The 20,609-nt window shown below is 67.7% G+C and carries 17 protein-coding genes; 2 read left to right on the top strand and 15 right to left on the bottom strand.

Annotated features, from left to right (window positions below; translation table 11 throughout):
• Positions 1–5: 5 nt before the first annotated feature.
• The 3 genes from eccCa to eccD are packed head-to-tail and all read right to left on the bottom strand — an operon-like array spanning position 6 to position 6,934.
• Positions 6–4,058, bottom strand: coding sequence for a type VII secretion protein EccCa (gene eccCa, locus AB0H61_RS06670; RefSeq protein ID WP_357300202.1), 4,053 nt, complete (start codon positions 4,056–4,058; stop codon positions 6–8).
• Positions 4,059–4,064: 6 nt separating this feature from the next.
• Positions 4,065–5,474, bottom strand: a complete 1,410-nt coding sequence (gene mycP / locus AB0H61_RS06665; RefSeq protein WP_357300201.1) for a type VII secretion-associated serine protease mycosin — start codon at positions 5,472–5,474, stop codon at positions 4,065–4,067.
• On the bottom strand, positions 5,471–6,934 hold the full coding sequence (eccD, locus tag AB0H61_RS06660) for a type VII secretion integral membrane protein EccD (RefSeq protein ID WP_357300573.1): 1,464 nt from the start codon (positions 6,932–6,934) through the stop codon (positions 5,471–5,473). The genes mycP and eccD overlap by 4 nt, the downstream gene beginning before the upstream one ends.
• Positions 6,935–7,242: 308 nt before the next feature.
• Between eccD and eccA the strand changes: the two genes are divergently transcribed.
• A complete protein-coding gene (eccA, locus tag AB0H61_RS06655) occupies positions 7,243–9,066 on the top strand; it encodes a type VII secretion AAA-ATPase EccA (protein ID WP_357300200.1) in 1,824 nt (607 codons plus the stop codon).
• 67 nt (positions 9,067–9,133) lie between these two features.
• Here eccA and eccB read toward each other — a convergent pair whose 3' ends face one another.
• Complete coding sequence (eccB, locus tag AB0H61_RS06650; RefSeq protein ID WP_357300198.1) at positions 9,134–10,630, bottom strand: type VII secretion protein EccB; 1,497 nt, start codon at positions 10,628–10,630, stop codon at positions 9,134–9,136.
• A gap of 270 nt (positions 10,631–10,900) precedes the next feature.
• On the opposite strand from eccB, the gene eccE reads away from it, so the two are divergent.
• The gene (eccE, locus tag AB0H61_RS06645; RefSeq protein WP_357300196.1) at positions 10,901–12,646 is read left to right on the top strand and encodes a type VII secretion protein EccE; all 1,746 of its coding nucleotides are present in this window, start codon (positions 10,901–10,903) and stop codon (positions 12,644–12,646) included.
• Between the two features lie 87 nt (positions 12,647–12,733).
• Here eccE and AB0H61_RS06640 read toward each other — a convergent pair whose 3' ends face one another.
• From AB0H61_RS06640 to AB0H61_RS06590, 11 genes are all read right to left on the bottom strand, one after another.
• Complete coding sequence (locus AB0H61_RS06640; RefSeq protein ID WP_357300193.1) at positions 12,734–13,036, bottom strand: type VII secretion protein EsxR; 303 nt, start codon at positions 13,034–13,036, stop codon at positions 12,734–12,736.
• Positions 13,037–13,085: 49 nt separating this feature from the next.
• Positions 13,086–13,379, bottom strand: a complete 294-nt coding sequence (locus AB0H61_RS06635) for a WXG100 family type VII secretion target (RefSeq protein ID WP_357300190.1) — start codon at positions 13,377–13,379, stop codon at positions 13,086–13,088.
• 90 nt (positions 13,380–13,469) lie between these two features.
• The gene (locus tag AB0H61_RS06630; protein ID WP_357300188.1) at positions 13,470–14,288 is read right to left on the bottom strand and encodes an ESX secretion-associated protein EspG; all 819 of its coding nucleotides are present in this window, start codon (positions 14,286–14,288) and stop codon (positions 13,470–13,472) included.
• The gene (locus AB0H61_RS06625) at positions 14,285–15,262 is read right to left on the bottom strand and encodes a PPE domain-containing protein (protein WP_357300186.1); all 978 of its coding nucleotides are present in this window, start codon (positions 15,260–15,262) and stop codon (positions 14,285–14,287) included. Before AB0H61_RS06625 ends, AB0H61_RS06630 begins: the two co-directional genes overlap by 4 nt.
• A gap of 31 nt (positions 15,263–15,293) precedes the next feature.
• Positions 15,294–15,629 (bottom strand): PE family protein, encoded by a 336-nt coding sequence (locus AB0H61_RS06620; RefSeq protein ID WP_357300184.1) that lies wholly within the window; start codon positions 15,627–15,629, stop codon positions 15,294–15,296.
• Positions 15,630–15,638: 9 nt separating this feature from the next.
• Positions 15,639–16,901 carry a hypothetical protein gene (locus AB0H61_RS06615; RefSeq protein ID WP_357300181.1) on the bottom strand — a complete coding sequence of 421 codons (1,263 nt, stop codon included), beginning with the start codon at positions 16,899–16,901 and terminating at the stop codon, positions 15,639–15,641.
• A complete protein-coding gene (locus AB0H61_RS06610) occupies positions 16,898–17,215 on the bottom strand; it encodes a type VII secretion target (protein ID WP_357300179.1) in 318 nt (105 codons plus the stop codon). Before AB0H61_RS06610 ends, AB0H61_RS06615 begins: the two co-directional genes overlap by 4 nt.
• A 115-nt stretch (positions 17,216–17,330) precedes the next feature.
• On the bottom strand, positions 17,331–17,630 hold the full coding sequence (locus tag AB0H61_RS06605) for a YbaB/EbfC family nucleoid-associated protein (RefSeq protein ID WP_357300177.1): 300 nt from the start codon (positions 17,628–17,630) through the stop codon (positions 17,331–17,333).
• A 31-nt stretch (positions 17,631–17,661) separates the two neighbouring features.
• Entirely contained in the window at positions 17,662–18,003 is a 342-nt protein-coding gene (locus tag AB0H61_RS06600; RefSeq protein WP_357300175.1) for a hypothetical protein, read from the bottom strand.
• 11 nt (positions 18,004–18,014) lie between these two features.
• Positions 18,015–18,800 carry an ESX secretion-associated protein EspG gene (locus tag AB0H61_RS06595; RefSeq protein WP_357300172.1) on the bottom strand — a complete coding sequence of 262 codons (786 nt, stop codon included), beginning with the start codon at positions 18,798–18,800 and terminating at the stop codon, positions 18,015–18,017.
• Positions 18,797–20,581 (bottom strand): hypothetical protein, encoded by a 1,785-nt coding sequence (locus tag AB0H61_RS06590; RefSeq protein WP_357300169.1) that lies wholly within the window; start codon positions 20,579–20,581, stop codon positions 18,797–18,799. The genes AB0H61_RS06595 and AB0H61_RS06590 overlap by 4 nt, the downstream gene beginning before the upstream one ends.
• Positions 20,582–20,609 lie beyond the last annotated feature (28 nt).

Here is a 20,609-nt window from a genome sequence, read left to right as displayed (position 1 = left end):
GGCCGCTACAGCAGCGGTGGCAGATGCGCGATCTGCACCATCTCCATGCCCTTGCTGCGCGAGATGAGAGTGCCGCGCCCCGGCGGGAGTTTGGAGGGGCGCAGGTCACCGAAGAGCTTGCCCTCGTCGCGCGGACCGCTCATCAGCAGCGCGTCCACCGACATATTCTTCATACCGCCGACCACGTGGTCGTACAGCGCGCGCGAGGCGCCGCCGGTGCGACGGGTGACGATCAGGTGCAGTCCGATATCGCGCGCCTGCGGCAGGTATTCCACCAGCGGCAGTAGCGGATTCGCGGTAGTGGCCACCATGTCGTAGTCGTCGACGACGATGTAGATCTCCGGACCGCTCCACCAGCTGCGGTCGCGTAGCTGCTGCGGGGTGATATCGGAACCGGGGATGCGCTTGGACATGTACCTGGCGATCTCGGTGATCATGCCGCCGCAGGTCTGCGAGGAGGTGGAGTATCCCGCGAGCTGGTCTCCCTCGACCACGCCGAGCATGGTGCGCCGGTAGTCGATCATGATGATCTTCGCCTGGTCGGGAGTGGAGTTCTCGGTGATCCCCATGACGATATTGCGCAGCAGCGTGGTCTTGCCGCATTCGACATCGGCGAAGGCCATGAAATGCGGTTCGGACGCGAAATCGATGACGAACGGCTCCAATTCGTTCTCACCGAGCCCGAGCACCACCTTGGTGGCGCTCTGCTGGATACCGTGCTCCGCCGCGATGGCGAGCACATCCTCGCGACTGATCTGGAGCGGCAGCATCCGCACCTCGGGCGCGCGGCGGGTGCCCCACATCTGCTCGAGTTGCTCCTTGGCCGCGCCGACGCCCTCGGAGACGGTGGCCGGATCGGAGTCCGAATCCAGTCGGGGCAGCGCGATGAGCATATGCAGTTCCTGTGGGGTCAGACCCCGTCCTGGACGCCCCATCGGCACCAATGCGGCTGTCCGCCTGCCCATTTCGGAGTCCGATGGATCACCGAGGCGCAGCTCGAGCCGGGTGCCGATCTGGTCCTTGACCACCGGCCGGATCTCGGCCCAGCGGGCCGCCGCCAGCACCAGGTGGATGCCGTACGAAAGTCCCTGCGCCGCCATCGCATTGATCTGCGGTTCCAGTGTGTCGAACTCCTCGCGCAGCGCGGCCCAGCCGTCGATGACGAGGAAGACGTCGCCGAATTGGTCCGAGGCGAGCGGATCGTCCGAGGGCGCCGCGGTGCCGTTGATGAGCCGGGCCTCCAGCTGCGAGAACTTACGACGCCGGAACTCCACCATCGATTCGATGCCGAGTTCGGTGAATCGCTCCTCGCGCTGGCGCATCAGCGAGGTGAGTTCGGCGACGGTGCGCCGCACCCGATCGCTGTCGAGGCGGCCCGCCACCGAGCCCACATGCGGTAGTCCGGACAGACCGGCCAGGCTGCCGCCACCGAAGTCCAGGCAGTAGAACTGCACCTGTTCCGGGGTGTGGGTGGCGGCGGCCGCCATGACGATGGTGCGCAGTGTGGTCGACTTGCCCGACTGCGGGCCGCCGACGACGGCGATATTGCCCGCGGCACCGGCCAATTGGATGGTGAGTACGTCACGACGCTGTTCGTAGGGCTTATCGATGACGCCGATCGGCATCCAGAGCTGACCGTGCCGGTTGACCGGCGAGCGCCAATCCGGGTCGGGCAGCAGCATATCCACCGTCGGTGACTCGTCCAGCGGCGGCAACCACACCTCGTGCGCCGGACGGCCGTGCCCGGTCAAGCGTTTCACGACCACCTCGAGCAGCGTCTCCGGAATGCCCTCCTCCGCGGTCGGCGGGGGCGGCGGCAGTTCGGGCAGCAGCCCGGCCAGTGGATCCGCGGCGGCCGGTTCCGGGAGATCCGGCATCTCGACGGGCGCGGCGGTGAATACGGTCGGCGCCTGACCGCCCACTTCCTGCCCGTCGACCTGACGGGTGCCACTCGGCGAGACATAGGGACCCGACACGTAGGAAGCGTTGAACCGCAACGGATCGTCGGCGTCACTCTTCAGATACCCCGAACCGGGAATACCCGGTAGGTGGTAGGCATCGGTAATACCGAGCACGGCGCGAGATTCATTGGCCGAGAAGGTACGCAGGCCGATCCGATAGGACAGGTGCGAGTCCAGGCCGCGCAGCTTGTTCTCCTCCAGGCGCTGCGAAGCGAGCAGCAGGTGCACATGCAGCGAGCGGCCGAGTCGGCCGATCATGACGAACAGGTCCGCGAAATCCGGCTTCTGCGAGAGCAGTTCGGAGAATTCGTCGACCACCACGAACAATGCGGGCAGCGGGTCCAGTGCGACGCCCGCCGCGCGTGCCTTCTCGTAATCGGTGACGTTGGCGTAGTTTCCGGCCGAACGCAGCAGTTCCTGACGGCGGTTCATCTCGCCTGCCAGTGCGTCCTTCATGCGGTCCACCATCGAGAGCTCTTCCTCGAGGTTGGTGATCACCGCGGCGACATGCGGCAGTGACTCCAACCCGAGGAAGGTCGCACCGCCCTTGAAGTCGACCAGCACCAGGTTCAGCGCGTCCGGCGAATGCGTCACCACCAGCGAGAGGACCAGCGTGCGCAGGAACTCGGACTTACCCGAACCCGTTGCGCCGATGCACAATCCGTGCGGTCCCATACCGTTCTCGGCGGATTCCTTGATATCGATCTCCACCGGATTGCCGTCGGGGGTGACTCCGATCGGCACCCGCAGACGTTCCCGTGCGGTGCGCGGACGCCAGACCTTGGTCGGCTCGATCTGTGCCGCGTCGGGGATCTTCAGCAGCGGCATCAGACCCGGATCGGCCCTGGTCTCATCGCCGAGGCTGACGATCTGCGCGGCGGTCGCGACCCGGTAGCGAGCCAGCTTGCGGCCGAACGATTCGGCCTCGGCGATGCTCACTTCATCCGCGGCGGCGAACTTTTCGGTACCGACGGCACTACGCGCGCTGACCTCTCCCCCGCCGACCACCAGTTGCAGACCGCGGCGCACGGCCAGTCCGTTCTCGGGAGCCGTGAGATCGAGGACGGTCACCGAGTCCAGCCCGGACTCGCTGATGAGCCGCTCGGTGCCGTTGACATATCCGTCGTCGATGACGACCACCAGGTGTAACCGCCCCTGGGTCGGCTGCGGATTGCGCATGAACCGGCCGCGTTCGAGCAATTCGGATTGCAGCGCCGTTTCCAGTTCGGCGAGCGATCCGTACATCATGCGCGCGCTGCCCATGCCGTCACGGATGGTCGGATGTTGCAGGTGCGGTAACCATTTCGCCCACGACCAGGCCGGGGTGTCGGGATCGGCGCAGACGATTGCCAGTGCGACATGGTCCGGTCCGTGGAAGGCGGTGAGCTCCATCAGCATGGCGCGCACCAGCATCCGGGCCTCGTCCGGTTCGCCCCCGACATTGATGGCGGGAAAGGCGCGCAGCGAGACCGCGGTCGGCAGCTGGTGCACCACCGAATGGGTTCGCACGAACCGGCGCAGCGCCACGGTGGATACCGGCTCCAGATCCTCCAGCGGACCCGTTTCCGGTCTGGCCAGTTTGGTGGCGAGCCGGTGGCTGCCGACACCGACGCGCACATGCCCGAAATCCGGGTCGGCCGGGCGTCTCTCCCACATGCGCCTGGTACCGACCACCGAGGCCAGGTCGATCGGATCCGGATGGCTCCAGATCAGGGTGTCCAGCTGCTTGGCTCCGGTCCGGCGCACATCCTTGCGCATCTGGTCCAAGTACCGGAAGTAGTCCTTGCGTTCCTCGTTGAGCTCACCCGCGCTCTTGGGTCCATTGCCGCGGAAGCCCATCATCATGCCGACCATCGACATCAGCATCATCATCGGGAACATCATCATCATGGGGTTCTGCAATAGATTGCGCCCCATCATCGCCATCATCGCGATCATGCCGACCACCGCGACCACCATGACCAGCGGCATCAGCTTCATGATCAGCGGCGCCGGCAGCGGCCGCTGGATCTCCGGCGGCGAGTTCAACGCCACCTCGCCGCCCGGTGCGCGCGGCGGGGCGATGCGGGGACGGCGTACGAAACCTTCGGTGACCATATTCCTCTACAGCTCTTCCGAATCGAAGTCGGGCAGCTCGTCGTGGTGCGGCTTGCGGAACGGAATCGCCACCGCCGCACCGATGCCGAGCAGCGCGAGACAGGTGATCGAACCGAGGACCGCCACGCGCCGTGGCAGCGGATCGGGGCCCGGCCGGTGCACCGGCGGATCGATGGCGCTCGGCCGGTCCGCGCCCGCGTACACCGGCTGATCCGGCAGCTGCGCGGTGAGCGCGGCGACCGGGTCGATCAGGCCGTGCCCGATCCGGTCGTCACGCCCGATGCCGGGTGCGTGCGCGGTGCGCGTGATCCGGTCCATCACCTGCCCGGCCGTCAGTTCCGGATAGCGGGACCGGATGAGTGCGGCCAGCCCCGCCACATAGGGTGCGGCGAAGCTGGTGCCCTCGATGCTCTGCGGTCCCTCCGAGGTCTGCACCCGGTTCACCAGACCGGTGCCGCCGGGTTTGCTGTCCAGCGAGACGATTTCGCGCCCGAAGGCGGCCACGCTCACCCACGGTCCATTCAGCGACAGCGCCGAGGAGGAGCCGTCCGGATCAATCGAGGCGACGGCCAGGACGTAGGGGTTGAACCAGGCCGGGGTCGCGACGGTCGACACATTGCTCCAGCCGCTCCGCTCGTTCTGGGCGGTGCACGGCCCCTGGCTGGAGACATTCCCTGCGGCGGCCACCACCACGACGTTGTGGTCGTAGGCGTACTTCACGGCCGCGCCGAGCGCGCCGTCGGCGGTTTCGGCTCCCGCTGCGACGCAGGCCTGTTCGGAGATATTGATCACGGTGGCGCCGAGGTCGACGGCGCGCACCACGGCGGCGGCCATGGTCAGCACATTCCCGTATCCCGAGCTGGCGATCGCGCCGGGATCGGGCTGGCTGGCCCGCCGGTCCTTGGGCTCGTAGGCCAGACTCACCTGGCGGATGGTCAGGATCTCCGCCTCCGGGGCGACCCCGGCGAAGGCGTCGTCCGCGCTGGGCCTGGCCGCGATGATGCCCGCGACGAAGGTCCCGTGACCGTCGCAGTCGACGGTGCCGTCGGTGTCGGAGACGTAATCGCCGCCGGGTTGCAGCAGCGGCAGCCGCGGATGCCGGTTCACCCCGGTATCGATGATCGCCACCTTCTGCCCGGCGCCGCGGCTGAACTGCCAGGCCGCGGGGAGGTCGAGCACGCGCTGCGCCAACGGTGGCTCCACCAGGGCACCACCGTTGTAGGACGGCTCCGAGCAGATGATGCGCTGTTCGGTCGGCTCCAGCGGGGCGGGCCTGCCGCTGAGGGCCTGCGCCGCGCCGAGCGCACCGGGGTCGACACCGGGCGGCGGCACCGCGCCCGCGGGGACGGGCCCACCGACAATCGCGATCGCCAGAATCGCGGCGACACCGATGATTCCGGCGACCCGACGGGTCATAGGTTCCTGGCCATCGAGTACACGCCCATGATCCAGAGCACCAGCGGAATCACCGAACAGATCAGCAGGTATTCGAAGATCTCACCGGCCCGCCTGGTTACCGGCGTGATCTCGATATGCGGTCCGATCACCCCGAACGCGACGACCGCCACGCCGCAGGCGAGCAGCAGGCCGCCGGAGAGCGCCAGCTGATCGGCATCGCCGAGCGCGAGTCCGGTGAGCAGACCGATGACGATGAGCGCGCCGCCGGAGATCAGGATGGTCGCCTGCGCAAGGTCGGCGAAGGCGCGCCCGCGCAGGCTCAGGATCACCGCGCCGATCACGGCCAGCGCGAGTCCCTGCCAGCGCGGGGCGCCGAAGGGATCCGCGGTGCCGAGCGCGCCGAGCACCGCGGCCACCGCGCAGCCGAACAGCATTCCGGTCTGATACTGGTTGGCCGCCTTGGCTCGTTGGCCCAGACCCGCGGCCGAGGGCAGTGCGGTGGCGCCGATCGCGCCGATGCCCTCGATGGTCGGGCGCGGTTCGTGGTCGGCGGGGTCGATCGCACCGCCCGCGGTCGGCACCGGTGGCACTGGCAGCCGGGCCAGTACGGCCGCCAGCCGCGGCACCGCGGAGATCAGGGTGATTCCGATGACCAGCAGCCCGGCCGAGATCTTCAGCAGCGCCGGATCCCAGATCATCCGCACCGCCGCGGCGCCACCGCCGAACACTGCCAGGGTCACCGCGGACGCGCAGAGCGTCGCGCCGGTCCCGGTGGCCCGGTACAGCACGACGGCGGCCACCAGCAGCACCGAAAAGCCGAGCAGCAGTTGCGGACTGCCCAGGTCACCGGGCACGAACAGGGCGCCGCCGCCGAAGCACAGCAGCAGCGAACACAGCGACAACCAGACCGCGGTCAGCTCGTCGGTGTATTTGCGTGCCGCGATCGCCGCCGCCAGACCGGCCAGCAGACCGGCGCCGGAGGCAAGGAAGGCCGTGAAGAGTCCGTCGCCGTTGGCGCGTCCCGCCGCGAACAGTAGCAGCGCCAGCACCGTCGCGACGGTGGCGGCGATCAGTCCGGTCCACCGCGCGGAGTTCGCGGACCAGCCGCGGAAATCATCTGCGGTGAGCCGGGATACCGCGTCGATGACATCGTCGAAGAGCGCGGGCGACTCCTTCGCGGTCACCGACCGCAGCACCAGCAACTCGCCGTCGTAGACCTCGGCCTCGGTGAGGGTGCGGCTGGGCGCTATCGCGTCGCGGCCGAGCCGGGCCAGTGTCCAGTGCTCGGTCCGCAGCGGTGCGGCGCCGTCCTCGCTCTCCACCGGATCGGGATTGCGGGATTCGATGAGGGTGACCAGATCTCCGATGAATGTGGCGATCGGCACTGTGGCCGGGAGTCCGACATCGAGCTGGGTATTTCCACCAATGACGGAGACTCGGCAAAGATCGACTTCAGCGGCTCGGGAGCCGCTGCTCAACGACTCGGTCAATTGCTGAACGACCTCGGTTCTTTCCGGAACAATGCCAACACTTGCTTCAGCAACCTACCTGTCGAAACCAACCAACGACGGAGCCGCTCGCACGGACCATCGCACACGTTGCAACCTACCGGCAGCGAAACCTAATGTATCGGACAGACCTTGCCCATGCGATCGCTACGCGGTGGCCGGACCGGGTCCGCCCGAATGCGAGGTTAAAGGCAAACTTTGTCCGGCCCGGACAACTAAGCTAGCTGGAAGATGAACGTAGGCAATAGCACTAACGACGATTTCGGGGACCGACAGCAATGACCGGCAACCGCCAAGCACAGCGCGCCTTCGACGCCGGAGTACTGTCACTCGGCCTGACCATCGACGGCCAGGAATCCACACGCGACCTCGAGTACGCGAAGTTGGCGTTCCAACGTGCCACCGAATGGGATCCGACCATGTGCGACGCCTGGCTCGGCCGGGCCGCCGCGGGCGAGGTGACCGCCGAGGTGTTGCACAATCTGCACAAGACCAGCACCACCAGCCTGTTTCGGGAGCAACGCAGGCTCGGCCTCGCACCGCGAGTGCTCGCCGGACGCTTCATGGCGGGTCTGTACATCGACTACCCGCTGGCGAGCTACACCGAGATCTGGCTGGCGCAGGCGGCCCAGCTGATCACCGATCGCCAATACGACGAGGCCGAGCGCGTGCTGAACGAGCTGGCCGCGCACCGCGCCACCATGATCTCGGACCCGGACCGCGAGATCGACAATCGGATCAGCGCCTATATCCGTGGTGTGCTGCACTATTCGACACAGCGCTGGCCGGATGTGATGTCGGTGCTGACCGGTTCCGCCGAATGGGACGATCCGTACCTGGCGGCGGGCGCGCACGTGATGGTCGGCTCCGCCTGTGCCCAGCTGGGGCTTTTCGGCGAGGCCATCCGCCGGATGGAGGCCGCCGAGGCGGGGCCGATCCCGGCCGCGCGCAGTACCGCGATGTTCTGCCGCGGCTTGTGCCTGCGCGAGACCGGCAAGGAGGAAGAGGCGCAGAAGCTCTTCGAGCAGGTCTATTCGCAGGCACCGGATTTCGCCGCGAATACCGCGGCGATGCGCGACAGGACCTACCGGATCACGGTCACCACCAAGGAATCCATCGAATCCCGCACCGACCGTTGGGATCCCGCCTCGGCGCCGTCGATCGAGCAGATGCAGGCCGCCGAACACGAGGACCGGGCCAAGACCATCCTGGCCGAGGCGCGCGCCGAACTGGATAAGCAGATCGGCTTGGACGCGGTGAAGACGCAGGTCGCGAAGCTACAGGCGACCGCGCAGCTGGCCAAGATCCGGGCCGAGAAGGGTATGGCCAATGTGTCGCGCGGCAACCACTTGGCCTTCACCGGTCCGCCCGGCACCGGTAAGACCACCATCGCGCGCGTGGTCGCCAAGATCTATTGCGGCGTCGGGCTGCTCAAGACCGACAAGGTGGTCGAGGCCAAGCGCATGGACCTGGTCGGCCAGCATCTGGGCAGCACCGCGATCAAGACCGACAAGCTGATCGATACCGCGATGGACGGCGTGCTGTTCATCGACGAGGCGTATACGCTGATCCAGACCGGCCTGTCCGGCGGTGACGCGTTCGGCCGCGAGGCGGTGGATACGCTGCTGGCCCGAATGGAGAACGACCGCGACCGCCTGGTGGTGATCATCGCGGGCTACGACGGCGAGATCGACCGGTTGCTCGCCGCCAATGACGGTTTGGCCTCCCGGTTCGCCAAGCGCCTGCAGTTCCCCTCCTACACCCCGTCCGAGCTGGGGCGGATCGGCCAATTGATCGCCAAGTCACGGGATTCCGATCTGTCCGAGGAGGCGCTGGCCCTGCTGGAACGCGCCTGCGACGGTCTCTACAACTCGGAGAAGACCGATCAGAGCGGCCAGCCGCGGCGTGGTATCGACCTGGCGGGCAATGGCCGTTTCGTCCGCAATGTCATCGAGGCCGCGGAGGAAGAACGCGAATTCCGCCTGGCCAATGATGATTCGCTGGATCTCAGCGCGGTGGACGAGTCGGTGCTGATGCGGGTCGAGGCACCCGATATGCAGGCCGCGCTCACCACCGTACTCTCCTCGCTCGGCGTGTCCTGACCGTAAGCGACACCGCGGGCCACCTACCTCCGATTACGGAAGTAGATGGCCCGCAAGCGTTCTCGGATCAGTTGCGGCCGGTGGGCAGGATGTCGTGCTGGGTCAGTGCTTCCTTACTCGACAGTGTCGGACCGGGAACGAGCTGACCGACGATGGCCCACGGCGCCAGCCGCGGCGAGTCACCGAGGCCGAGGATCTTCGCGGTGTCGATATCGGGCACACCGTAGCGAATGCCGTTATCCGCCACATAGAACAGGCTGCCGCGGCGCGGGCTGCCCGGTTCCATGCCGGTCACCTGTACGAATTCACCGGAGCCCGGGCGCAGGTAGGCGGAGTCCACCCGGTCGCCCGTGTCGTCGGCGGTGGCCAGTTCCACTGGAGTCGCCGAATCCGGCAGCGGCAGCTGGGTACCCGTCAGCAGGCTCACCGCGGCGCGGTCGGTCGGACCGTCCACCGCGCCGGGTCCGGTCTGCTGCTTCGACCACGCGACGCAGGCGACCGGGGCATCCTCGGCGGTGACGATTTTCGGGGCTGTCGCCGGGAAATGGTCCACCGGCAGTTGCCGAACCACGGGCAGTCCGGTGAGCGCGTCGGGCGGCACGGACTTGATCTCGCGCATCCCTTGCGAATTCGCCGTGCGGATCACCTCGGCGGTGAAGTCGCTGATGCGCTGCACCCCGTCGGACAGCACCACGTAGAGCTCGGTGCGATCGACGCGTCCGCCGCCCGTGACCGCGACCACGCCGCCGACCGGCACCTCCGACAGCCGCCCCGGCCCGGGTTGACCGGCCTGGGGGATCTCGGGTGCGGCCAGCGGCGGCACCGCGGTGGCGGCATCGAGAAGTCCGGTGCCCGCGGGGCGCGGCCGCTGCCCGTTCAGCTTCATGACCCGTGACATCACCGAGTTGCCCGGATCGATCTCGGCCCGCTTGCCCTCATAGATCAGGTAGGTCTTATCCGCGCGCCGCACCAGGATCGACTCGTCCGCACCGGTGCGTCGAATGCGCTGGTTCAGTTCCGGTTTCGCGGCCAGCACGGCGGTCACGACCCCGGTCGACGAGGCCGCGCTCCCGGTGATGGACAGTTCCACCGTGTCGCACAGCGACCATTCCGAGCGGCCGCCCAGCGCGGATCCGGGCAGCGCCGCGGGCGCGCCCGGAATCCCGAGCAGCGAGCCGCGCGGCATCGGCGCGAGCTTGCTGTCCTTCACCGAGGTCGGCGATTCGCTACTGCCGGTGATCAGTCTGGCCGAGGCCAGGTTGAGGACCGGATGCAGCTTCTGCTCGGCCTGCTTGTCCTCGACAATCACATACAGCGCACCGGATTCCTTGCCCATCACGATCTGGGCGTTGCCGATCGAACCCTGCGGCCGCAGGAATGCCATGATCGCCGCACCGGCCACCACCAGCAGCCCGAGAATCGCGCCGACCATCATCGAGCGCACCTGAGATCGCATCGGGTCGTGCAACATCCGCACATCGCGGCGCACCAGCGCGTGATCGAGCCTGCGCAACAGGAATCGGTATCCGTTGACCTGGGCCCGAGTGGTCAGTTGAGCCGGCACGTGGCCTCCATCGATCCTCACCCGTCGTCGAACAATTCACGGCGCCACCTACCGGAGCCGCCGAAATTACAGTATCCGCCCTGTGTTCGGTGTCAATCTGATCTTGGTTAACTCCACGCGACCGCATCCCCGCGGCACGGTACGGTTAGCCGGGACGGTCCCGGCCGGACAAACTCCGGTGCGCAGGTATTCGAATCAGGGCTGATTATCGTGAACGAGGCAGTGAACGCTCGGGAAACCGAGTCCCGTGAAACGGAAAAAGAAAACCCGGTGAACTCCACACTGCGTGATCCGGAATTCTGGCTGTTCCGTCAGATGCCATTGCATCTCATGATTCCCTTGGCTCTGTGCGCCGCGCTGGCGGCCTGGATCGCACTCGCGCTGGACGCACCGACGTGGGCGGCGATCACGATCGGCGCGGTGCTGCTGGCGGCGGGTGCGATGCCGGTGCGCCGCCGGTTTCCGCGCAACCCGGTCGGCATGTTCGCCAGGGCGCTGGCCTACCGCTGGCGCCGGGCCCGGCCGGGGCTCGGCTACACCGGGTCCGGCACCGATGAGCCGGGCAAGGGTGCCGCCTTCGACGTACCGCTGCCCGAGGGCGGCAGCTACGGCATGCGCTGGGACGGCGACCTGCTGATCACCATGATGCGGATCGACCCGCCGCCGGACGCGCTGACGCTGCTGCGCCGCGGTTCGCTCAGCACCGATCAGGTCCTTCCGCTCACCGAAATCGCGAAGTGCCTGGGGCAATTCGATATCAACCTGGCCGCCATCGATGTCATCAGCACCGGTGCGCGCACCGCGGGTAACGGTGCGGTGGCCCAGCTCTACGACAGCATCATCGGACCGCTACCCGCCATCGCGCACCGCACGGTGTGGCTGGTGCTGCGACTGAACCCGCTGGCCAATGCCGAGGCGGTGGACAATCGCGGCGGCGGCAGCGTCGGGGCGTTGCGCACCTCGATCATCGCCACCCGCCGGGTGGCCAATCGACTGGCCGCCCAGGACATCTCGATCTCGGTGCTGACGGCGAGCGAGATGAACACCGCGGTGCGCCAACTCACCCGTGGCGTCCCGATGGACGAGTTCATCGAGACCCCGAAATCGGTGGTGCACGGCAATGTTCACCTCACCAGCTACGAAATCGGGCCGGAACTGGTCGGTTCGCAGGGTTTCGCCGAAATCTGGGCGACGCCGAGCCTGAGCACCACCATCACGGTGCGGCTACGGCCGGGCGCCGACCGCAACGCGCCGCGGCGCCGCGGCGCCCCCGAATCCATTACCGTCGGCGCCCTGGTGCGGTTCGACACCCACGCCGAACCGGTGGAGCCGCCCGTCCCCGGCCTGCGCGCATTGCCGGGACAGCAGTTCCGTGCGCTGCTCGACTGCCTGCCCGCGCAGACCCCGGTGCGTGATGGCGTCGGCGATTATCACGGCCCGCTCGCCGCGCTCACCGGAATCGCGGTGCCCACCGCGGGCTGCGGTCAGCTGATCGGCGCCGACAATCTCGGCCAGGGTATCGCGGTACCGCTGATCGGCGACGGTACCCGCCACCTCGAGGTGATCGGCAAACTGGACCTGGCCCAGCAGGTGATCCTGCGGGCAATCGCGCTCGGCGCGCGGGCCATCGTGCACACCGATCGGCCGGAGGCCTGGCATACGATGGTGGCCAATATCGATGCGCCGCACTCACTGTGGCTGGCGCCGCGCTCTGCCGGTGCGAGCCATCATCCGCCGCAGCCCGCGCCGCCGGTCGGTGCGCCGTTCCCGGCCGCCACCCTGGTGGTATTCGACGGCATCGAGCCCACCACGCTCACCGGTGGCGCGACCATCGTGCATGTCCGCACTCCCCATGAGCCCGATAGCGGATTCGACGCCGATGTCGTGCTGATGCAGGATCCGGCGCGGCCGAATCTGATCACGGTGCGCACCTCGACGGCGACCACCACGGTGAATATGGTCACCACACCCCACGAGATGCGTTACATCGGCGAATCCCTCGCCGCCGCAAGGTAATCCGCCTGCGGCGAGTTTCGGCCGTTAGCACGCGAACGGCCGGCCGGAGCGATGCTCCGGCCGGCCGTTTCGTCCCATCCGCGACGATCAGAGATCGGCGAAGCCGTCGCCGATCTTGCCGTCGGTGCCGAGCGCGCGGTTCAGCGCGGTCTCCACCGCAGCCGCGACGCGGTCCAGGATGACCAGGGTGTCCTCGAACTCGCCGTCCCACTTCTGGTGAATGGTGTGGAAGCTGTTGTACGCCTCGGTGCCCTGCCACGCGGCCTCGAGCTTGGCGCCCGCGTCCTTCATCTCCTGCGCGCGCTCGGTGAGCGCCTTGCGGAAGCCCTGAAGGTCGTGGAACAGGGTGGTAATCGGACCGGAGTCATATTCGATGATGTCGCCACTCATGGTGGATCCCTTCACTCAGAAAAACTGGATGTTTGTAGGCCGCAGCTGATTACAGGCGGATGTACTTGAACTCGTCTTCACCCTCGCCGTCCATGCGCTGGAACTGCTGGGTGCCGCTGCCGACCTGCTCGGTGATACGGTCCAGCAGATCATTCAGCTTCTTGGTCTCGACGCCCCATGCGTCGGCGGCGTCGTTGAACGCCACCCGAGCCGTACCGGACCAGCCACGGGCCGCCTGGACCTCGTCGCTGACCTGCTTCAGCGTCCAGCGCATGCCATCGACCGCGTTGGCCATATCGCCCTTCGCGGTATTGGCACCGGATACGTCGCTATAAACACTCATCGTCAAACCTCTCGTATCGTGAATCGGATGCGGAACCGATGCCGGACGGCACCGCCGCAAGATTGGCGAGCCAGTGCACGCCGTTCGGGTCTAATGCAGCAGCCACCTTCCTCCGGGCAGCGCCTCGATCAATCCCGAAATCGCCTGCGCGATCCGGTGTTCGGTGCCCGGTGTGACCGTGGACCAGACCTGCTGATCCGGCGCGATGCCCGGCGCGACCACGATGCGGCCGCGGCCGGTGTCGTATACCACGACCGCGCCGGGCGGCCGGGTCGTCACGCCGTCGTCGTGGGCATAGGCCACGATCTCGGCGTAGGCATGGCAGGACGCGAAGGCCAGCCCGTAGGCGGTGGCGTCCCGGTCGAGTACGCCGAGGGCGTATATCGCGTCCGCATAGTCGGCGGAGGTTTCGGCGGACTGCAACCGCTCGCTCAAATCCGTTGCCGGAGCGCTGAAGTTGACGACATCGGCCGGTGCGCAGCCGCCCCGCGCCGCCGGTGCGCATCCACCCAGCGCCGCCAGTACCGGCCGCACCAGTGCGGCGCCGGAGCCGTCCGACCACACCCTGGTGATATCGAAGGAGTCGCCGGTCCGCACCGCCAGCGCGTGCTGTTCGCCGCGGCGCGCCAGGCAGATCCGGATCGGCGCCGGCGCACCGCCGTAGATCCGGGCGACCAGCTCACGATCCGGCTGCGCCAATGTGAACAGCGCGTCGGCCAGTTCCGAGGTCACCTCACCGTCGGGGTCGAGTACACCCGCACCGCGCAGCTCGGCCACGGCCTGCTGCTGGGCCGCCTTCCACGTCGCCATCGAATCCTGCTGCGGTCCCACGGCGAGCACCAGCGGCAGGGTCTGCACACCGAGCCGGTCGGCGACCGCGAGCAGGCCGTCGTTCGTCATCACGGTCATGCGGCACCCCCCGCGGCGACGGGCCCGGCGGCCGCGGGCGGTTCCGGAGCGCCGAGCACGGCGGGCGCGGAAACGATGCCGAGTTCCGGGCCGAGGACGTCGACGCCGGCGTCGCCCGCGCGCGACTCGTACTCCTCTTCCTGGGCAGCCGCCGCGCCGGGCGCCATGGCCGCGGGCACCAGCGGCATCGAGGCCGGATGTGTCGTCGGAACCGCATGCGGTGTCACGGTTTCCACGGTCTGCGGCGTCTCGGACTGAACCAGCACCGGCGTCCGATAGGCCGTCTTCTCCCTCGCCGCGGCGACGAATCCACCCAATGACGGGATTCCCATGCCTGGGAATCCCATGGGCGGCACGGGAGTCTGTCCGACAGGTACGTTGGCACCGGCCCGCTCGGCATCCAGCGCGGCTTCCGAAGCCAGAACAGGAGGCTGCTGATGCTCCCACGGCATAGCCAGCGGCTCGGTCGCGGCCTCGTAGGTGCGCATCACCCGGGAGGCGGCGGCCTTGGCGACGTCGGCGTCCGCGTCGGTCTGCGCCGCCACGGCACGGATCGGTGCGCCCAGCGCGGCGCCGATCGAATCCAGCATCCGCTGGACCTGCTGGATCGCGGCGATATCCGCGGTATTCGGCATCGTGAGCCGGGCCAGTTCGTAAGCGGCGGCTTGGGTTTCGGCCCGCACGGCGTTCGCGGTCGCCGCGCTCGCGGCCTCCGACAGCCAGTCGCGCAGCCCGGTAATCCGCTCCAGCACGTCGCGGCTGGTGCTGGACTGCCATGCCCCGCGGATCGCGGCGATGACCAGCTCGTATTCCACCGCGGCCGTACCGAAGTCCGCGGCCAGCTTCGCCCATGCGGCGCCCGCCTCGGCCATCGGAATCGCGCCGGGACCCGTGGTGAGGTCACGCGCAAGCCGATCCGGCTCGCGCGCTTCCCACACCACGTCGGTGAATCCGGGCCGTGGTGGTTCGATCATCCCCAACTCTCCATGTGATACCCGGGTGGCGTCAGGACGCGCCGCCCGCCCCGCCGAAATCGGTCACGCTCTCGCTCTCGGCCCGACCGAATTGGTCCACCTGCGAGCGCAATTGCGCGGCCAGCTTGCGCAGCTCGTGAATCCCCGAGTCCGCGCCCGCCAGATAGGAGGTCGCGACATCGGTCATCGTCTGCGCCGCCCGCAGCGACACCTCGTCGGTGCCCGCGGGCGCTACCTGCAAGGGGTTCTCGCCGTCCCGAACCCCCTGCTCCAACCGATCGGCCAAGCCGTCGAGCCGCAGGGCCGCGTCCCGCGCTGCCTTCGGATCGAACTGCACACCTTCGAAGTCCACACCACCGCGAGCCATCACGATCTCCTAGAGCGTTAGTTCCTTATCGGGCGGTGGTTCCGACACATTCTCGGTCGCGCCGACCACCGGCAGCGAGACCCCATCGATGTCACCCACAACATCGTCACCGTGTTCGGCGTTGACCAGGAAGGTGGGCATATCACCCGCGTCACCCGCACCGCGCGCGGCGCCCGCCGCACCCGCGGCGCCGAGCGGCATCATGCCCGGCCCGCTCGACCCCGGCGCCCGCAGTACGGCATCGGATCCGGTGGCCGCCGAGGACGTTCCGGTATTGGCGCCGGAGACCGGGCCGAGGCCACCGCCGCGAGCGCCGCCGTTCCAGGCGCCCAGCGGCGCCGCTGCGGCGCCGACGCCGCCGACGCCACCACCACCGCCGGTTCCGCCGCCACCCGGCTTCGTGGACGCCGATGCGGCGCTGTCGAATTCCTTGTGCTCGGGTTCGCCCAATGGCTTGGCGGCGAGTGCGGTGTTCGCGCTCGCCAACTGGCTCGCGGTTTGCGACATCGTGGTTGCCGCCGTCATCAGCGGGGTGAGCATCTGCATCACCTGTTGCAGCGAATCGACGCCCTTCGGCGCTGCGGTGATGTCGACCTTCTTACCCGCCTGGGTCATATTGGCCGAATGTCCGGTCAGCTCGACGCGGGTCTTGGTGACCACCGCCAACGCCTCGGTGATCGCCTGCGCCGTCGCCGCGGCCAGGAACGCCTGTCCACCGGGTGCGGACAGGAACGGCGCGGACGCGGCCGCCTGCGCCATGAATTTGGCGATGACCGCGGCGAGCAGGGCTGCCCCGGTCGCGACCGAGGTCGCGCCGCCGACCAGCACGGCCTTCTCCTGGACACTCTGGGTGCTGAGTTCGGCGGCATCGGACTGTGCCTGGGCGGCCTTATCCGCCGCCGCCATCGAGGCCATGCCCTGCCAGATCGACATCACGGTCTGCAATGCGGTGCTACCGATCTGCGCCGAGCTCTGCAGGGCCGAGGTGATGCCCGAAAGCACCTGTGTCGGATCGGGTCCGCCACCCGCGGCGGCGCCCAGGGTACCGGTACCGAAGCTGCTGGCCATATCGGTCAGCGGACGCGCCAACGCGGCCAGATCGATCACCGGCATCGGTGGCATATCCGGCAGCGGAGGCAGCGCCGGCAGATCCGGCAGCTGCGGCAGGCCCATATCCTTCAGGATGTCGTTGACGGGCCTGTCGATCAGCGGCGCCAGCGCACTACCGCGCAGCATATCGAGGACCGCGGGGTCCAGTTGGGGGTCCATCATAGATCGGCGGTCGCCGCACCGAACCCGTCGATCGATGCCCGCTCCGAGGCCTCGTACGCGGCGGCGCCCTGGTGGGCGGTCATCGCGGTGGCGGCGTGCACGGCGGCCAGCTCGAGCACCGACGATGCGTGATTGCCCTGCGCGTGCGCGAAGGCGAAGAGGAAATCCTGACCGATCAGACCGAAGACGGGTACCGTCGCGGCGATCGTCGCGGTCTGGTCGAACGCGCCGGCGGTGGCAACCCCCGTCGCCATCGCTACCGCGGCATCCCCGTATCGCCGAATCGCATCAGGTGTTGCTACCAGGTCGCTCATCGTAAACCCCGATCCAGTAATGCAATTGACCAACTCATCGAACATACCAACCGATCTGCAAGGATCGGTAGGAACTTTTCAGAAAGTTTGCACTAATACAGTAAACATCCGATGTCTACTCGGCGACTTCTTCGTTGAACGCCGTCACCAACGCCGCTCGCCGGGCGAACGCGCTGCGCGCGGCGGAGGCCGCCGTCGCGGTCAGCGTGCGCTCGAACTCGTCCGGCGACATGCGTGAAATGCCCTCCGAGAACTCGAGATTCAGCAGCGCGCCATTACCGTCCACCTCGGCTGTGATGCTGCCGTCGGGCGCCGTTTCACGCCCTCGGACCGCGGCCATATCCTCGGCCAGATCGCGCACCCGGTACAGCCTGCGGCGCACGGCCGCCTCGAGCTCATCCATGCTCTCGTACATCGAATCGGCCCTCCCTTTCCGGCGTCGCGCCCTAGACCGACCGCAACCAGCTCTGCGGTTCGGTCTCGTAATCCTGCTCCTCGGCAATCTCCTGGCGAGCAACGTCTTCGGGTGTCGGCAGGCCCCACAGCGCCAGCATGTCCTCGGTGACGCCGCGCGCCTCGAGCTCCGCGCGCTGCGCGAGCCCAGCCCGATTGGCCGCGTTCTTGCACAATCGCAGCACCTCGTCGGCCAGCGCCTGCGGATCACGTCGCAGCTCGGCCGCCTCGATCGAGATGCCGAGCGGCAGACCCTGATCGGTGGTGCGCACCGAGATCGCCCCGGTGCGCGAGGTCACGGTCCACTCGACCGGACCCGGCTGTTCGTCGTCCATGACGTCCCCTCTCAGACCCGTTCGTCCTTGATCGCCCGCACCACCGCGACCACTCGCGTATTGATCGCGGCGATCAGTCGCTTCCTATCGATACCCGATGCGACCGGCGGGTTCTGGTCATCGATCAGATAGCGGCCGTCCTCCTCCAGATCGCGCCAGCCGATCCGGTGCTGGGTGATCCCGCGCGGGCCGAAGACCGAGCGACCCTGCACGATATCGATGGTGCCCAGACTGGTCGCGGGCGCTTTCAGGAACGAATCCGCCCGCTCCGCATACGAATCGGCGAACGAGTCGTGCACCGTGGACTGGCCGTAGTCGTAGTCGAGGTCCTCGGAACCCTCCGTGCTGGGCAGCACTGTTTCCGATCGCCTGCCCGATTCGCGCTCCGGCAGCGCCGCGACGACGACATCGGCCAGCCGCAACGGGTCGCATTCGGTGACCGTGAATCCGCCACTGCTCCAATAGGTCTTGCCCGGCAGCGAGGACAGCAGGTAGCCGGAATTGCCGCGACGCACGGCGAGCAGCCGGATCAAACCCTCGGGCTTGCGTGGGATCCGCCCGTCACGGCCGTTCACCACCACCTTCAGATCCGGCTCGGCGAGCGCGGTGAGCACCTCGTCGAAGGACCAGCCCAGGCGCGCCCGCAACGCTTCCTTGGCCGCGATCTTCCTGCTCTCGTAGACGTCGATGTCATCGATATCGGTGGTGAAGTAGAACGGAAACGGCAGCCCGCCCAGCTTCAGCCCCTCCCAGAGCACGACGAACTCCAGGTCGGTGAATTCCCAGGTCTGATTCATTTCTCCACAACTGGTTTGGCGACCACGGGCGCTTCGCCGAGCGCCTCCTCCAGATGTTCGACCGAATCCAGATAGTCGGCCCGCTTGTGTTCCTTGTTGCCCTGCTGGCCGGCGCCCGCACCCGCGGGGCCCATACCGCCCGGCGTGCCGGGTTGGCCCGCCGCGGCCGCGATACCCGCGCTGCGTCCCATCGCGACACCCTCCGCGGATGCGCGCGGGAACAGTTTGGAGGCCGCCGCCGTCGCCGCGTCCTTGGGCATGCCCGCACCGGATCCGCCGCCCGCACCGCCACCGCCCTTGCCACCGCCCGCGCCCTTGCCACCGGCCTTCATCGCCGCCTCCTTCGCCTTGTCCAGTGCGGACAACGAGGCGGGCGTGGTGGCAAGCGGCGAGTTCGGATCTTGGCCCGGCAGACCGGCCTTGGGGTCCTGCATGGCCTTGTCGAGCGCCTGTTGGGCTTGGCGAGCGGCATCCTGCGCCTTGGCCGACTGCTCCCTGGCGGCGGCATCGGCGGCGCGCTGCTGGTTCTCCCGCTCGGCCCTGGCCCGGTCTTCGGCGGCCTGGCGCGCGGCGTCTTCGCGTTGCTTCTCGATCTCGCGCTGACGCTGCGCGGCGGCGTCCTCGGCGGCCTTGCGCTGTTTCTCCAGCTGCGCGAGCGCATCACCGAATTGGGGTGCGCCGGTGCCGGATTTGGAGCCCGACCCGCTCTTGGATCCGGAACCGGAACCTCCCGTTCCGCCACCGGGGCCGGTTCCCGACCCGCTCACCGGCTTCAGGGTGCTCAGTGGTTCCGGCAGAATCGGGATGGCCCCGGAGGATGCCGCCACGCCGCCGACGTACCAGGAGTTGTAGGCCGTCTTGGCTTTCTCCAACTGCGCGTGTTCCTGATCGTCCGGGGTCTCGGCGACGCCGTAGTCGGGCAGCGCGAAATACAGCTGCTTGACCCACTGGGCCGAATCCTTGAGGTTGGTGCTGAGCAGGGACATGGCGCCGACCAGCTTGTGGCCGCTCTCGGTGTACGCCTTGACCGCCGTCTTCGCACCGTCGCCGCCCTTGCCCTTCCACTGCTCGGAGTCGACCAGCAGCGAAACCTTGTTGTCCAAGGCGATGAATCCGGATTGCAGCTGCACCGACATCTGCTTCCAGTCCGTGGCGACGTCGTCGATCTCGTACGACTTGCCGACAAGCGCATTCGACAGCTGCGCGTAGCGGTCCAAATCCCAGCGCTCGGCGGGCTCGGCCTTGATGTCGACCGGACGGTTCCCCTTGTCCTCCAGCAGTTTACGAAGCTCGGGTGGCAGACCCTTGTACTCCTTCTTGCTCGCGTCGTAGGTGACGTAATCGGAGTTATCGGTCCAGCCGTCGCGGTCGTTGTGGGTCTGCATCACATGTTCGATATCCTCGCCGGCCTTGCTATCCGCCTTGTACTTGTCGAACAGCGCCTTCGAGCCGCCCTCGACATCCTTGTGCAGATTGCCCGCGATGATGAACGCCTCGCCGAGATTGGTGAGCACATCCTTGTGCTCCTTCAAGGTCTTGGTACGGAAATCCGTGGCGACCTTGGCGAATTCTCTGCTGAGCCGCAGGCCCGAATCGAGATCGCCGAACTTCTGGTATTGGATCTGCTCGGCCTCGGGCGACTGCTTGAGCACCATGTCGACGACGTCCGCCATGTCGGCGACGTATTGCGCGGCCTTGGTCGCAGCGCCGGGATCCAGTTTGAACGTTCCGTTACCCGCGTTGGTCCGTAGTTCCTTCCACGGATCTCTTGGTTCAGCCATCAGTCCTGCTCCTGACTAGCCCAGCGCT

This window comes from Nocardia sp. NPDC050710 (genome assembly GCF_040654375.1).
Lineage (GTDB): Bacteria > Actinomycetota > Actinomycetes > Mycobacteriales > Mycobacteriaceae > Nocardia.
Note: the sequence above shows the minus strand (reverse complement) of the source record. Positions and strands in the feature narration are given on the sequence as shown.